The organism is Streptomyces sp. NPDC086077 (assembly GCF_040686175.1).
Classification (GTDB): Bacteria; Actinomycetota; Actinomycetes; order Streptomycetales; family Streptomycetaceae; genus Streptomyces.
On record NZ_JBFBJT010000038.1, the window covers coordinates 39,468 to 54,392 of the forward strand.

At 69.6% G+C, this 14,925-nt stretch carries 12 protein-coding genes and 2 tRNA genes; 9 read left to right on the forward strand and 5 right to left on the reverse strand.

Annotation, left to right across the window (positions count from 1 at the left end; genetic code table 11):
* Positions 1-21 precede the first annotated feature (21 nt).
* From gyrB to AB0O67_RS14045, 5 genes are all read left to right on the forward strand, one after another.
* On the forward strand, positions 22-2,082 hold the full coding sequence (gene gyrB / locus AB0O67_RS14025) for a DNA topoisomerase (ATP-hydrolyzing) subunit B (protein WP_365449589.1): 2,061 nt from the start codon (positions 22-24) through the stop codon (positions 2,080-2,082).
* Positions 2,083-2,124: 42 nt separating this feature from the next.
* Complete coding sequence (gyrA, locus tag AB0O67_RS14030; RefSeq protein WP_365449591.1) at positions 2,125-4,731, forward strand: DNA gyrase subunit A; 2,607 nt, start codon at positions 2,125-2,127, stop codon at positions 4,729-4,731.
* Between the two features lie 18 nt (positions 4,732-4,749).
* Positions 4,750-5,559, forward strand: coding sequence for a DUF3566 domain-containing protein (locus tag AB0O67_RS14035; RefSeq protein WP_365449593.1), 810 nt, complete (start codon positions 4,750-4,752; stop codon positions 5,557-5,559).
* Between the two features lie 100 nt (positions 5,560-5,659).
* Positions 5,660-5,736: transfer RNA gene (locus AB0O67_RS14040), tRNA-Ile, on the forward strand.
* 112 nt (positions 5,737-5,848) lie between these two features.
* Positions 5,849-6,337, forward strand: coding sequence for a hypothetical protein (locus tag AB0O67_RS14045; RefSeq protein ID WP_365449595.1), 489 nt, complete (start codon positions 5,849-5,851; stop codon positions 6,335-6,337).
* A 9-nt stretch (positions 6,338-6,346) separates the two neighbouring features.
* On the opposite strand, the gene AB0O67_RS14050 is transcribed toward AB0O67_RS14045, so the two are convergent.
* On the reverse strand, positions 6,347-6,847 hold the full coding sequence (locus AB0O67_RS14050; RefSeq protein ID WP_365449597.1) for a helix-turn-helix domain-containing protein: 501 nt from the start codon (positions 6,845-6,847) through the stop codon (positions 6,347-6,349).
* Positions 6,848-6,930: 83 nt separating this feature from the next.
* Between AB0O67_RS14050 and AB0O67_RS14055 the strand changes: the two genes are divergently transcribed.
* A complete protein-coding gene (locus tag AB0O67_RS14055; protein WP_365449599.1) occupies positions 6,931-7,410 on the forward strand; it encodes an HGxxPAAW family protein in 480 nt (159 codons plus the stop codon).
* Between the two features lie 28 nt (positions 7,411-7,438).
* Here AB0O67_RS14055 and AB0O67_RS14060 read toward each other — a convergent pair whose 3' ends face one another.
* Together AB0O67_RS14060 and AB0O67_RS14065 are read right to left on the reverse strand one after the other, a co-directional pair.
* Positions 7,439-8,314 (reverse strand): hypothetical protein, encoded by an 876-nt coding sequence (locus tag AB0O67_RS14060; protein WP_365449601.1) that lies wholly within the window; start codon positions 8,312-8,314, stop codon positions 7,439-7,441.
* A gap of 646 nt (positions 8,315-8,960) precedes the next feature.
* A complete protein-coding gene (locus tag AB0O67_RS14065; RefSeq protein WP_365449603.1) occupies positions 8,961-9,350 on the reverse strand; it encodes a DUF6344 domain-containing protein in 390 nt (129 codons plus the stop codon).
* Positions 9,351-9,721: 371 nt separating this feature from the next.
* Here AB0O67_RS14065 and AB0O67_RS14070 point away from each other — a divergent pair, with 371 nt between their 5' ends.
* A complete protein-coding gene (locus AB0O67_RS14070; RefSeq protein WP_003999697.1) occupies positions 9,722-9,850 on the forward strand; it encodes a DLW-39 family protein in 129 nt (42 codons plus the stop codon).
* 180 nt (positions 9,851-10,030) lie between these two features.
* Positions 10,031-11,395 carry a hypothetical protein gene (locus AB0O67_RS14075; protein WP_365449605.1) on the forward strand — a complete coding sequence of 455 codons (1,365 nt, stop codon included), beginning with the start codon at positions 10,031-10,033 and terminating at the stop codon, positions 11,393-11,395.
* 209 nt (positions 11,396-11,604) lie between these two features.
* Here the strand turns inward: AB0O67_RS14075 and AB0O67_RS14080 are convergent, their stop codons facing one another.
* The gene (locus AB0O67_RS14080) at positions 11,605-13,416 is read right to left on the reverse strand and encodes a protein kinase (protein WP_365449607.1); all 1,812 of its coding nucleotides are present in this window, start codon (positions 13,414-13,416) and stop codon (positions 11,605-11,607) included.
* A 90-nt stretch (positions 13,417-13,506) separates the two neighbouring features.
* Positions 13,507-14,055 (reverse strand): DNA-binding protein, encoded by a 549-nt coding sequence (locus AB0O67_RS14085; RefSeq protein WP_365449609.1) that lies wholly within the window; start codon positions 14,053-14,055, stop codon positions 13,507-13,509.
* 182 nt (positions 14,056-14,237) lie between these two features.
* Between AB0O67_RS14085 and AB0O67_RS14090 the strand changes: the two genes are divergently transcribed.
* A tRNA-Ala gene (locus AB0O67_RS14090) sits at positions 14,238-14,310 on the forward strand.
* Positions 14,311-14,925: the final 615 nt, after the last annotated feature.

The window sequence follows — 14,925 nt, forward strand, 5'->3', positions numbered from 1 at the left end:
CTGTGCCAGAAAGGGCGCTTCGTGGCCGATTCCGGCAACCCCAACGAGAACATCCCGTCCACCGACGCCGGCGTGACCGCCGCGGCCCCCGCTTCGAGCGGCGAGGTCACGGCCTCTTACGACGCCAGCGCCATCACCGTCCTCGAGGGTCTGGACGCGGTCCGCAAGCGACCGGGCATGTACATCGGCTCGACCGGTGAGCGAGGACTGCACCACCTCGTGTACGAGGTCGTCGACAACTCCGTCGACGAGGCGCTCGCCGGGCACGCGGACACGATCGACGTCACCATCCTTCCCGACGGCGGGGTTCGGGTCGTCGACAACGGCCGCGGCATCCCCGTAGGCATCGTCCCGTCCGAGAACAAGCCGGCCCTGGAGGTCGTGCTGACCGTTCTGCACGCGGGCGGCAAGTTCGGCGGCGGCGGCTACGCGGTCTCCGGTGGTCTGCACGGCGTGGGCGTATCCGTCGTGAACGCCTTGTCCTCCAAGGTCGCGGTCGAGGTCAGGACCGACGGCCACCGCTGGACGCAGGACTACAAGATGGGCGTCCCGACGGCACCGCTCGTCCAGCACGAGGCCACCGAGGAGACCGGCACGTCGGTCACCTTCTGGGCCGACGGCGACATCTTCGAGACCACCGACTACTCCTTCGAGACGCTCTCGCGGCGCTTCCAGGAGATGGCGTTCCTCAACAAGGGCTTGACGATCAAGCTCACCGACGAGCGTGAGTCGGCCAAGGCCACGACCGGTGCCGACGAGGCGGGCGCGGACGAGAAGCAGGAGCCCAAGACCGTCAAGTACCACTACGAGGGCGGCATCGTCGACTTCGTGACCTACCTCAACTCCCGCAAGGGAGACGTGGTGCACCCGTCGGTCATCGACCTCCAGGCGGAGGACAGGGACAAGAACCTGTCCCTCGAGGTCGCGATGCAGTGGAACAACGGTTACACCGAGGGTGTCTACTCCTTCGCGAACATCATCCACACGCACGAGGGCGGTACGCACGAAGAGGGCTTCCGCGCCGCGCTGACCTCGCTGATCAACAAGTACGCGCGCGACAAGAAGCTGCTGCGCGAGAAGGACGACAACCTCACGGGTGACGACATCCGCGAGGGCCTGACGGCGATCATCTCGGTCAAGCTGAGCGAGCCCCAGTTCGAGGGCCAGACCAAGACCAAGCTGGGCAACACGGAGGCGAAGACCTTCGTGCAGAAGGTCGTCTACGAGCACCTCAACGACTGGCTGGACCGCAACCCGGTCGAGGCCGCGGACATCGTCCGCAAGGGCATCCAGGCGGCCACCGCGCGCGTGGCGGCCCGCAAGGCGCGTGACCTGACCCGCCGCAAGGGCCTGCTGGAGAGCGCGTCGCTGCCGGGCAAGCTGTCCGACTGCCAGTCGAACGACCCCATCAAGTGCGAGATCTTCATCGTCGAGGGTGACTCCGCCGGCGGCTCGGCAAAGTCCGGCCGCAACCCGGAGTACCAGGCGATCCTCCCGATCCGCGGCAAGATCCTCAACGTCGAGAAGGCGCGGATCGACAAGATCCTGCAGAACCAGGAGATCCAGGCGCTGATCTCCGCCTTCGGCACGGGTGTGCACGAGGACTTCGACATCGAGAAGCTCCGCTATCACAAGATCATCCTGATGGCGGACGCCGACGTCGACGGCCAGCACATCAACACCCTGCTGCTGACCTTCCTGTTCCGCTTCATGCGGCCCCTGGTCGAGGCGGGGCACGTGTTCCTGTCCCGTCCTCCGCTCTACAAGATCAAGTGGGGCCGGGAGGACATCGACTACGCGTACTCCGACCGCGAGCGCGACGCGCTGATCGAGATGGGCCGGCAGCGCGGCAAGCGGATCAGGGAGGACTCGATCCAGCGCTTCAAGGGTCTCGGTGAGATGAACGCCGAGGAGCTGCGCATCACCACGATGGACCAGGAGCACCGCGTCCTCGGCCAGGTCACCCTCGACGACGCCGCGCAGGCCGACGAGCTGTTCTCGGTCCTGATGGGCGAGGACGTCGAGGCCCGCCGCCAGTTCATCCAGCGCAACGCCAAGGACGTCCGCTTCCTCGACATCTGAGTCGGTCTCAGCTGACCGCACCAGGAAGGATCTTCACCAGCTATGGCCGACGAGACCCCCAACACTTCCTCTGGCCCTGTCACGCCTGAGGCCGAGGGCCAGGTCCTCCGCGTCGAGCCCGTCGGGCTCGAGACGGAGATGCAGCGCTCCTACCTCGACTACGCGATGTCCGTCATCGTCTCCCGCGCGCTGCCGGACGTCCGGGACGGACTCAAGCCCGTCCACCGCCGCGTCCTGTACGCGATGTACGACGGCGGCTACCGCCCCGAGCGCGGCTTCTACAAGTGCGCGCGCGTCGTGGGCGACGTCATGGGCAACTACCACCCCCACGGCGACAGCTCCATCTACGACGCCCTGGTCCGCCTCGCCCAGCCGTGGGCGATGCGCATGCCGCTCGTCGACTCCAACGGCAACTTCGGCTCGCCGGGCAACGACCCGGCGGCGGCCATGCGCTACACCGAGTGCAAGATGGCGCCGCTGTCGATGGAGATGGTCCGCGACATCGACGAGGAGACCGTCGACTTCACGGACAACTACGACGGCCGCTCCCAGGAGCCGACCGTTCTGCCCGCCCGCTTCCCGAACCTGCTGATCAACGGCTCGGCCGGTATCGCGGTGGGCATGGCGACCAACATCCCGCCGCACAACCTGCGCGAGGTCGCCTCCGGCGCCCAGTGGTACCTGGAGCACCCCGAGGCCGGCCACGAGGAGCTGCTGGACGCGCTCATCGAGCGCATCAAGGGCCCCGACTTCCCGACCGGCGCCCTGGTGGTGGGCCGCAAGGGCATCGAGGAGGCGTACCGCACGGGGCGTGGCTCCATCACGATGCGCGCGGTGGTCGAAGTCGAGGAGATCCAGGGCCGCCAGTGCCTGGTGGTCACGGAGCTGCCCTACCAGACCAACCCCGACAACCTCGCGCAGAAGATCGCCGACCTGGTGAAGGACGGCAAGATCGGCGGCATCGCCGATGTGCGCGACGAGACCAGCTCCCGTACCGGCCAGCGGCTCGTCATCGTCCTGAAGCGGGACGCGGTCGCCAAGGTCGTGCTGAACAACCTCTACAAGCACACCGACCTGCAGTCGAACTTCGGCGCCAACATGCTGGCGCTGGTCGACGGGGTGCCGCGCACGCTGTCGCTGGACGCGTTCATCCGCCACTGGGTGACCCACCAGATCGAGGTCGTCGTCCGCCGTACGCGCTTCCGGCTGCGCAAGGCCGAGGAGCGGGCGCACATCCTGCGCGGCCTGCTGAAGGCCCTGGACGCCATCGACGACGTCATCGCCCTCATCCGGGCCAGCGACACGGTCGACATCGCGCGCACGGGCCTGATGCAGCTGCTGGAGATCGACGAGATCCAGGCGAACGCCATCCTGGAGATGCAGCTGCGCCGGCTCGCCGCCCTGGAGCGCCAGAAGATCGTCCAGGAGCACGACGAACTCCAGGCGAAGATCACCGAGTACAACGAGATCCTGGCCTCGCCGGTCCGCCAGCGCGGCATCGTCAGCGAGGAGCTCGCCGCGATCGTCGAGAAGTACGGTGACGACCGCAAGACCATGCTGGTGCCCTACGACGGTGACATGTCCATCGAGGACCTGATCGCCGAGGAGGACATCGTCGTCACGGTCTCGCGGGGCGGCTACGTCAAGCGCACCAAGACGGACGACTACCGGGCGCAGAAGCGCGGCGGCAAGGGCGTGCGCGGTACGAAGCTGAAGGAAGACGACATCGTCGACCACTTCTTCGTCTCCACCACGCACCACTGGCTGCTGTTCTTCACCAACAAGGGCCGTGTCTACCGGGCGAAGGCCTACGAGCTGCCGGACGCGGGCCGCGACGCGCGCGGGCAGCACGTCGCGAACCTGCTGGCCTTCCAGCCGGACGAGGCGATCGCCGAGATCCTGGCGATCCGCGACTACGAGGCGGCGCCGTACCTGGTCCTGGCGACCAAGGGCGGCCTGGTGAAGAAGACCTCGCTCAAGGACTACGACTCCCCGCGTTCGGGTGGTGTCATCGCGATCAATCTGCGCGAGCGGGAGGACGGATCCGACGACGAACTGATCGGGGCCGAACTCGTTTCACCGGACGACGATCTCCTGCTGATCAGCAGGAAGGCGCAGTCGATCAGGTTCACCGCGACGGACGAGTCGCTTCGCCCGATGGGACGTGCGACATCCGGTGTGAAGGGCATGAGTTTCCGCGAGGGGGACGAACTGCTCTCGATGAATGTTGTTCGACCCGGTACGTTCGTGTTCACTGCCACAGACGGCGGGTACGCGAAGCGGACCGTCGTCGACGAGTACCGCGTCCAGGGTCGCGGCGGCCTCGGCATCAAGGCTGCCAAGATCGTCGAGGACCGTGGGTCGCTCGTCGGCGCGCTGGTGGTCGAGGAGACAGACGAGATCCTCGCCATCACGCTGTCCGGCGGTGTGATTCGCACGCGAGTCAACGAGGTCAGGGAGACGGGCCGTGACACCATGGGCGTCCAACTGATCAATCTGGGCAAGCGCGATGCCGTGGTCGGTATCGCTCGTAACGCCGAGGCGGGACGCGAGGCGGAAGAGGTCGACGGCGATCTGGCTGTCGACGACTCCGCGGAGGGTGCCGTCACCACCGGCACGGACGAGGGCGAGGCGCCCTCGGCCGAGTAGCACGAGGAGTGAGTCAGCGTGAGCGGAGCCACGGGCGCCGGATCGACCGGTATCCCGGCCGGTAGTTCGACCGGCGCGGAGACGGACGGCGGCGGCCGTGGCTCCGCCGCGTCTGCGACGGACCCGCACACCACCCAGTTGCGGGCGATCAAGTCGCCCGCGAAGGATGCCCAGACACCCTCGAACTCGCCCGACACTCATGGATCCCAGGGGGGAACTGTGACGGACACCCGTGGCCCGCAGACCCAGCACTACGCGGCTGGAGCGGGCCCGGCCGCCCCAGCGGGCGCCCAGCCGCAGCCGGCGGGCGCCCAGCAGACGGCTTCCCCGTTGCCCGGCGAGCGGCACGCCGAGCAGCAGGCCTCCGGGCCGTACCACCCGCCGCAGGCCTACCCCGCCGCTCCCGGGGCCGGGAACGCGGTACGCCGGCCGCGCACCGGCGCGCGCACCACGCCGCGGGTGCGCAAGGCGCGGCTGCGGGTGGCCAAGGCCGACCCTTGGTCGGTGATGAAGGTCAGTTTCCTGCTCTCCATCGCGCTGGGCATCTGCACGATCGTGGCCTCGGCGGTGCTGTGGATGGTCATGGACGCGATGGGCGTCTTCTCCACGGTCGGCGGCACGATCTCCGAGGCGACCGGCTCGAACGAGTCGAACGGCTTCGACCTGCAGGCGTTCCTGTCGCTGCCCAACGTCCTGATGTTCACGGCGATCATCGCGGTCATCGACGTCGTCCTGGCGACGGCGCTGGCGACGCTCGGCGCGTTCATCTACAACCTCTCCGCGGGCTTCGTCGGCGGGGTGGAGCTGACGCTGGCAGAGGACGAGTGACGGTCTCTTAAACGTCCCGCGACCATCGATTTTGGGAGTGCCGCAGTCGTGCGCTAATCTTCAGGAGTCAGCGCGCGGGACACACACCGCAGAGCGCGGCGGGGCTATAGCTCAGTTGGTTAGAGCGCATCCCTGATAAGGATGAGGCCACAGGTTCAAATCCTGTTAGCCCCACCAGCGAGAAGACCCCCAGTCCACTAGGGCTGGGGGTCTTTTGACACCACCGTGCCGGGGTTTCTGGTACCTGGCGGTGGGGGCGGCCACGACTCAGGGGAGGGCGCGGTGCGGGGTGGGTGACAGCGAGCGTCACTGGGTCGGGGCGTGGCATGTTCCGCTGAACATCGCCGCCATGCACTTGAGCGGCATGGTGCTGTTCGTCGGCTTCCTTCTGATTCCGGCCGGGTCCGGCCGAAGCCATCTCGAAGTACTGAGCCAGATGATCTGGTTCCTGATGCTCCATGTCGTGATCCAGATTCCGGTCGGCTTCTGGGCCTCCCGGTGGGCGATCCGTGGTCAGGTGTTCCGGGCCGGCCTGGTCGCGCTGGGACTGGCCTCGCTCCCGCTGTGGTCGCTCTACCTGGGTACCGGCCAAGACCCTTCCGTCTGGACGTTGTGCAGGCAGAGTTGGGGAGCGCTCTGTATCTCCCTGACCAGCTACGTATGGCTGTGCACGCTGCGCCGGTCCACGGCTCGGCGGATCGCCGGGCGATTCAGACACCAGGCCCAGTGGCTTGCCATGTGGGCCTTGTTGCGTCCGCCACGGCGGGGACCCCGCTAGGGGCCCTGATCATCGAGCGCCGGGGTCGGCGCGGGTGCCCTCGCGGGACTCCTCCAGGTACGTGCGTGCCAGCGTGCCGGCGCGGGTGAACCAGTCGGCGATCACGGCGGTCTCGTCCGGCGTGTAGCGCGTGAAGAGGTCTGCCAGGAGCACGTAGTACGGCTCGTAGATGGCGCGTACGCGCTCGGCGGCGGCCGGGACGGCGGCCACGCGCACGCGGCGGCGGTCGGCGGGGTCCGGCTGCCGCGTCACGAATCCGCCGCGCTCCAGGCGGTTCAGGATGCCGGTCACGGCGCCCGTCGTGACATGCGCGCGCTCCGCCAGGTCGCCGGCGGTGAGGGGGGAGTCGGGGCCGGCCTGGAGGACGTACGCGAAGCAGATGAGGTCCGTGACGCTCAGGCCCAGGTTCCGGGCGAATTCCTGCTGGCCGAACATGGCCGTCGCCACGAAGTCGTCCATCGCGTTGATCGCGGCCCAGACGGGTGCGGGGGGTTGGGGCGAGCCCTCCATTGAAATCCCTTAGTTTCTAAGTTAAATTGCTTACCTGCTAAGGCAGTGTAGGCATTGACGGACGTGGCCGAGGGGTGACAGACGTGGGTGGACATCAGTTTGACGAGGGGCACACCATCGCCGGGTGGTCGGGGGTCGCCGTTGCCACGGTGGGGTGCGCGGTTCTGGGCTTCGGTGTGGGCGGGTGGCGGCCGGGGCTCTGGCTGGGGGCGGGCGTCGTGGTCGTGGCCGCACTCCTCACATGGGGCCTGCATCTCGCCGGGTGGGGGAAGCCGCCCGGGCCGCGGCCCAAGGATCAGTGGGGGGTGCGGGTTCGTGATGCGGGCGCGCGGGCGGGGCATGCGGGGTGCCTTGGATGCCGGGTGGCGGGTCGGCGGGGTGCGCGGGCTTCGGTGCCACGCGCGTTTGCTGTGCCTGCCGTGACTCCCGCGACTTCCGCGGCTCCCGCACCTTCGGTGCCTGCGTCCTTCGTGGCTTCCTTGGCTGCTGTGGCTTCCGTGTCTTCGGCGTCTGCGGGGTCTTCTGTGCCGTCCGGGTCTGCGGAGTTCGGCCGGGCTGAGTGATCTTCGCCTGTACGGGCTGCGGCGGGCCTCAGTGGCTTTCTGCTGTCAGGCGTTCCACGCGTGCGGCCGCACTCTTGGCCCGGCGTCGGGCCTCACTCACGCGGCGGTCGGCGAAGCGCGTGCGCTCCCTGGCCTGACGTTCGGCCGCGGCGGCCTGCCGGTGTTCCTCCTCGGCCCGTGCCAGCTCCTCGGCCAGGCTGCTGACGCGCTGTCTCAGCTGGTCGGTGTGGTTCTTGGCGCTCCGCGCGTCGCGGGCGGCCACCGTCGCCTCCTCTTCCGCGGCCCGGAGGTCGTTCTCGGCGGTGCCGGCCTCCTCGCGCGCCTTCGTCAGGCGCTCCCGCCTGGTCTCGTCCGCCGCGCGCTCGCGGCGGGCGGTCGGCGGTGGCGCCTCGGACACGGCAGGAGCGGGCCGTACGGCATCCTGTGCGACCGCAGGGAAGCCGACAGCGGCGTCGAGCGGTTTGACCAGCCTGCCCGCGGCCCACTGCCGGGCCGCGTCCGGGTCGGCGAGGACGGCCTGCAGGGTGTTCTCGACCTCCCGTTGGGCGTCCGGCGTGATCGGGCGGCCTGCCTGTGCGGCGAGTTGGGCGGCCTGGCGGGACAGGGTGCTGACAAGGACGCGTTGCCGGCGTATGAGTTCGCGCAGTTGGGCGCCGTCCAGGTCATGGTGTGCCTGGCGCAGGCCCTCCCCGAGTCGCAGCAGTGGTTCGACCTCGTCCGGCTGCTCACGGACCAGGAGGTTGCCGGCCCATGCCGACAGGCTGGGGCGGCGCAGCTTGCTGATCTTCTCGGCGAGGGCGCGGTCGCCGGCCTTGCGGGCCGCCGCCGCGTGGGTGTCGCGGGCGGTCGTGAAGTGCTCCGGCCGCAGCCCGTACAGCTCGTCGGCGACAACGTCGAAGTCCACGGGCGTTCCTCTCCACGTGACGGGGGCGGCGTAGGGGGCGGCCGTCGTGGGGGTCGTCGTACATTTTCCCAGAGCCGGCCTGGGGTGGCGTGCTCATGCGCGGCCCGCCCCTCTGGAGGCCTACGCCGTGCGGCGGGCGCCTCCCGCTGAGGGAAGCGCCCGCCGCAGTCCCGTTCCGGTCGGCCAGACGATGCGCTCCGGTTCCGTGGGCGGGTGTCGGTCCGGGACCGGGTCAGCACCGGCAGCAGGCCGCCGTTGCCGATCTGCACCGGGGCGAGGAAGAGCTAACCGCCGCTGAAGTGGCGGTCTGTCCGACCTGGAGGTGGTCCTCGACGGGCTGGCGCCGCGGTTGCCGCAGGGACGGTGATGTGGCAGGGGGGATGAACGACAAGAAGACGCTCCGCAGAAAGCGGGTTGCAGAAAGGGTTGCAGAAAGCGGGTTGGCAGAAGACGGGTCGGCAGGGGTGCCGCGTCCGGAGGGGGAGCGGGCGGGCAACACGAAGGCCCGGCCACTGTGGGGAGTGGCCAGGCCTCGGCTTGGACGCGGGGTACGCAAGTTCGCCGCGACGACAGGGTGAAGAGAGAGGGATGGAAGGGGCGGGGGAGCAGGAGGAGCAGAAAGATAAGAGGAGGCGGTACGGCGACCTCAGCGCTGGAGGGGCATCGACTCGGGGCCGGAGGCGAGGGGTGTCTCCGCGTCGCAGTCGTCGGTCCGCGCGGCGGTGGCGGTCTCCGGGGCGTCGGCGGAAGCGGTCTGGTCGGTCTCGGCGAGCGGGCGGTTCCGGCAGCTCGGGGACTTTCCGTGAGCCTCGGCCCGGATGCGCTGTTTCATCGTGGGGGGCAGTGACCTGGCATGTACCCAGGCCCAGGGAGACATCGTCGTCGGCAGTGTGATGCTCGCGGCGCTGTTGCGAGCCGGCTCGGGCTGCGGTACCGCCGCGGCGGCGGAGGTGGTGATGAGTCCGAGCGCCGTGAACAGCGCGAGGAAGGCGGTGACGAGGATGTTCCACAGTTTCATGACCGAGTTCCGGGCCATGGCCCCTCACTTTCGGGTTGGGCGATTTGCGTACTTTCCTCATGATGTGTATGAGGCTCGCGAAGTGTTGGACCAACGCTCACGGCGCGTGGATCTTCCGATGAACACCACCCGGATGGACGCAAGGGGCCAGAAAAGACATGAAAGAGGGCGATAGTCGCGGACATGGGACAAATTTCACCGTCCGTGAGGAGGTGATCACCCTCGGATCGGAGTGGCGTCGTCCGCTGTGAGTGCGCTTCCGGCTTCGCTTCTAGTGCGCGGTTCCGGTGGGAAGTTGGGGCGCCCACGCAGGTCACCGATCGATATCGGCCGGTGTGTATAGTCGGGCGCCAGAGGTCCCCTACGTCAAGGAAAGACGAGGTCGCGCGGTGAAGAAGCTTCTCCTGGTCGCACTGGCCGCCATCGGCGGGCTCCTCGTGTACCGCCAGATCCAGGCGGATCGCGCCGAGCAGGATCTGTGGACGGAGGCGACTGACTCCGTGCCCACGGGTTCGTGAGTACCGACAACCGAATCTGAACAGACCCCGGCCGCCTCGCGGTCGGGGTTTTGCGTGTACGCGGGTGCTCGCCGAGGGACCCGCGGGGCAGGATGTGCCAGGCACGGACGATTCGAGGTCGGAACTCCCGGGGGTGGGTTGCACGTGATCGGGCGGCGGTGTACAGAGTGGGGGCGTGCGGTGGCTGGGGGGCTGCCGGGGGTGCTGTTGGTGCTACCGGGTTCGGTGGGCCTGGTAGGGCTTCCGGGACTATCGGGACTATCGGGGCTCACGGAATTTTCCGGGGTTGCTGTTGCTGCTGGGGCGACGCCGAGTGGGTCGTCCTCCGCGTCCGCGTCATATTCGTCGTCCTCTTCCTATGCGTTCGCGGAAGACGCCCGGACGGTCCCCGCCGCCGGGGGTACCACCGACGCCGTACGCCTGGAGCCAGGCCGTACGTACCGGAGCACCCTGCCGGGCAGCGGCGAGGCGTACTACCGCCTCGTACTCGACGCCACCTCGAACGCGTACGTCTCCGCCACCGCCGTACCCGACCCGGACGCCACCGTCTCCGCGATCGAGGGCATCAGGGTGTCCGTGCAGGACGCCGACGGCAGGTCCTGCTCGTCCGAGACGACCACCTTCGGGGCCGCCCGCAGCCCGCATCCGATCGCGGCGGGGGGCTCGCGGGAGGCCGGCGGAACCCGCTGCCAGAGCGCGGGCACGTACTACGTGGTCGTCGAACGCGCGGGCACGGCGGACTTCCCGCCGGCCGACTGGGATCTGGAGCTCACCGCGGTCCAGGAGCCCGGGCTGGCGCAGGGCGGTGCCACGGAGGCCCCTCAGGACTGGGACTCCGGCACGCCCGCCCCGCCCACGGACGAGCCCCAACAGCGTCGGGGCGGCGCTGGGTTCGCTACGGCGGCCTCTCTGGGGCAGGGCGTCTGGACCGACGACATCGCACCCGGGCAGACGCTCTTCTACGAGGTCCCGGTCGACTGGGGCCGGCAAGTGTCCGCCACGGCCGAACTCGGCACGGCCTCCGCAGATTCCGGCTACGTGAGCAGCGCGCTGGACTTCTCCCTCTACAACCCGGTGCGCGCCTTCGTCGCGGACAAGAGCGTCGGCTACGACGGCAAGCAGCGGACCGCCGCGCTGGCTCCGCTTCCGCCGGTCGACCATGCCAACCGTCACTCCTTCACCGGCCGTGTGAGCGAGATGCGCTTCGCGGGCGCCTATTACCTCGTGGTGCATCTCTCCGCGGACGTGGCCGAGAGGTTCGGCGACGGGCCGTTCGGGCTGACGTTGCGGGTGGGGATGAAGGGGGACGCGCACAGCGGGCCCGGTTACGCGGGGCAGTCGGTGCCGGAGGGCCTGTTCGCCGTGCGGGGAGGGGGCCTGGGCGGCGGTCCGGGGGCCGCGGTCGGTGGTGCGGAGGAGAGAGACGGCGGTGACGGGGCCATGACGGCCCTCGCCGTGGGCGGGATCGGCGCGGGCAGCGTGATTCTCGTGGGGCTCGGTGCGTGGACGGCTGCGGCGCGGAGGAGGGCGGGGGGCGCGGGGTAGGCGGGTGCGGGGTGGTCGGGAGTCGGGTCGCCGGTTTCGCGGATCGCCGGTTAGGCGTCTGGGGCGGAGGCGGCGGCGTGGTGGCGCCCATGGCGAGGCCGGGGCGGGAAGCCGTGGGCCGGGCGAGGCTGGGCCGTGGGCCGTGGGCCGTGGGCCGTGGGCGGTGGGCGGTGGGCCGAGGGGCTAGGGGGCCGGATACGCGGTGCCCGTCAGATGCGGGTCAGCGCCCAGAACCCCACTGCGTAGCAGAGCAGCGCGAGTACGAGCAGCGGGACCACCGCCTTGGCCGGTGGGCCGGGGCGCCGGGCGGCGCGTCGGCCGGCGCGGCGATGCCCGGCGGGCGTTCGTGAAATTGGGGGCTCCGAAGGCGGAACCTGCGGGTCTTGAGCGGTGTACGAAGCAGTAGAGACATCAGCGCGCTGCGGCGGCATCGAAGGGGCCGGGAGGGGCGTCGAGCTGGGATGGCGCGGCGCGTACGGCTGGGGGGAGGTGAAGGAAGGGTGCTGTGGTCTTGGGGAGTGCTGGGGCTGTGGGTAGTGCTGGGGTTGCTGTGTGCCGTGCTGCTGGTGCTGGCCTTGGGGCTCTGCGGGGACTCGGCGAGTGGTGACCGTCGGCTGAGGCGGGGGGAGGTGGAAGCTGCCGGTGTCGGACATGCTGGCCGGCTGCGCGGGCGCCGCCGGCTGATGCCGGGGATCAGCGGGTACGTCCAGGGCGCCGGCCTCTGCTACGGAAGCCGTGCCGGGCCACGGATCCTCAGACGCGTGGCCGTCCGTCACGCCGGCCGGCAAACCGCCGCTGCTCAGCTGCGGTCCCTCGGGGGCCATCGGACCGCTGCCCGCACGCGCTACCTCGGACGGCAGGGAGGAAGCGCTGCCCGGACGCGGGCCTTCGGCCGGTACGGAGTCTCCTCCTGGAGGGAATCCTTCGGGCGGTACGGAGCCGCCCTCGGGACGCGAGCCCCCGGGCGGTACGGAGCCGCCTTCTCGGAGCGAGCCTTCGGGCGAAGGACCGTCGCCTGCCGCCCGTGCCACCTCCGGCTGTACAGATGCGCCCCCCACACGCGAACCCTCGGGCGCCAGACCACCGCTTCCGCCTCGCGAGGCCTCGGCCGATCCCACCGCCCGAGCTCCACGCCCCGGCGTGAGCGGCCCGCTCGCGCCGAACCCCGGGGGCAGTGGCCCGACTTGGTCGAAGATCTCGATCTGCTCGTCGTCAGGGCCAGGCTCCGGCAGCAGCTCGGCCGCGGCGGCGAGCGCCTTCCGCGCCCCCGTGGCCGTGCGGAACCGAGCCACCGGATCCGGCTGCAACAGCGTGGCCACGACCTGCCACAGCGGCTCCGGAATGCCCGCGGGCGCACCCGGTGTCCCGTGCTCGGCGAAGTACTGGACGAGCGCTTTGGCATCCGGCTTGGCGCCCTCCAGCAGATACAGGGCGACCAGCCCGACGGCGAACAGGTCGGCCGGGAAGTCCGGTTCCGCGCCCATCATCTGCTCGGGCGCGAGATACCCGGGCGTCCCCACCACGAGGTTTGTCTCGGTCAAGCGCGGTTCGCCCAGCCGCATGGCTATCCCGAAGTCGGACAGCCGCAGCCGCGGCCGCCCGGTGCCGGTGGCTTCCAGCAGGACGTTGGCGGGCTTGATGTCACGGTGCACGACGTCTTCCGCGTGCACCGCGGCCAGGCCCGACAGGAGCTGGTCGAGGAGGGTGCAGACGAAGGACGGCGGCAGGGGACCGTAGTCCCCGACGACATGGACCAGCGAACCGCCGGCGACCAGGTCCATGGTGAACAGGACCTTGTCGTCGTCGGCGGCCCAGCTGGCCGGTGCGAGGACGTGGGGGTGATCGATCCGCAGTGCTTGCTCGCGGACGAAGCGCAGCAGGGAGTGCGCGTCGCGCTGTTGCAGCACCTTGGCGGCCACATAACGACGGCGGCGGTGGTCCCAGGCGCGCCACACTGCGCCCACTCCTCCGCGTCCGATCGGGTCGACCAACTCGTAACGCCCGGCGAAGATCTCACCCATCGCTGTGCGCCGCTCCTCCCCCTGCGGTCCCCTTCAGTCCCAGTTCAGAGCAGGCTTCCCCCGTTGCCTGCCCCTCGACGGTCCCCCGGTTCAGCTCTGGTGCGACTGGTAGTGCGCGACGGCGTCGGAAGTGCGGCCTGCGCCGTACACCCGGAGGAACTCTGCCAGCTCAGGGTGGGTCGGGGCGAGGGTGTCCGCGGCGTCGATGATGTCTCCCGCGGCGGCCACGGACCGCAGCAGGGACTGGATCTCGCGGACCACCCGCTTGACCGTCGGCGCTCCCGAACTGTTCGTCGTATGCGTGGTGTTGCTGAGCACCGAGCCCCCCTGGGACTTCTTGATCTCGTCCATCCGGTCGGTGGCCTCGGCCGCGCTCACACTGCCGTCCGCCACCTGTGCGGCCAGGTCCTGGAGCAACTGCACCCGCTGGACCACGGCCGGATTGCCGATCTTCGCCCGCTGACCGCTCATCAGCTGGGACAGCATCGGTGCGGACAGTCCCAGCACCCCCGCGAGACGAGCCTGGTTGAGGCCAAGATCGTCGATGAGCTTACGGAAGAGCGCCCCCAGCGGCTCCCCGTACCAGTTCCGCTGCAGTTCCCGCGCTCTTGCGGTGGCTTCCTGCTGTGCGGCGTCCATTGCGTCTCCCCATCGCTTCCCCTAAAACGGCGGTTCGCTGTCGCGAACCACGCCGAGCATCTTACGGAGAGTGGTCGTTCACGGGGACCCCCCAATCTTTTTGCGAGATACCGGGGGTGACCCGCTACTCTGGTCTGCGGCGCTGCCGGTACGCGGTACTTCCGGCGGATGTCCCTCTTCTCGGGGCCTTAGCTCAGTTGGTAGAGCGCTGTCTTTGCATGGCAGATGTCAGGGGTTCGACTCCCCTAGGCTCCACACCACGGAAGCCCTCCGAACTGCGGAAACGCGGGTTCGGAGGGCTTTCTTTCGTCGGGACGGACCGGCCGCACTCGGGCAGGGGGCGCGCCCTCGTTCGTCTCTGATCGATCCGATGCCCCCGGCGCCGAAACAGATCTGCAGCCTTACCCGGCGGTAGCCCCCGGGACAGCTCTGCTCGGCGAAGGCCCGGCCCCCGTGATCGTCCTCACGGCCGCCCTCCCACCTTCCAGCCTTGATCGCCCTCGCCCGGTCCTCGACCCGGAGACCAGCAGAGCCCGGCCCGTCAGGGACTCAGCCGACCTCAGACCCCAGGCTCAGCCGACCCGAGTCCCAGCCGACGCGAGTCCCCGCCGAGCGGCGCCCCCTTTGCGCAAGCACCCCCACCTGATCCCCGCAGCCTTACCGTGACGAGGCACGAGCCCTGCTCGCCATTGCATCCGCAATCGCTCTCCTCCTGCGGACGCGGCCCCCTCGCCAAGTCCCCGACCGCAGAGCTCAGTTGGTTCCACGTGAAACATCTGTGGGGCGGGCGACCCTCAGGTCGCGGGCGTCGAACAGGGCGGCGCCGAACGGGCGCCGCAGCGTTCTGCCGCGCTGCAGCTGGATCGTAGT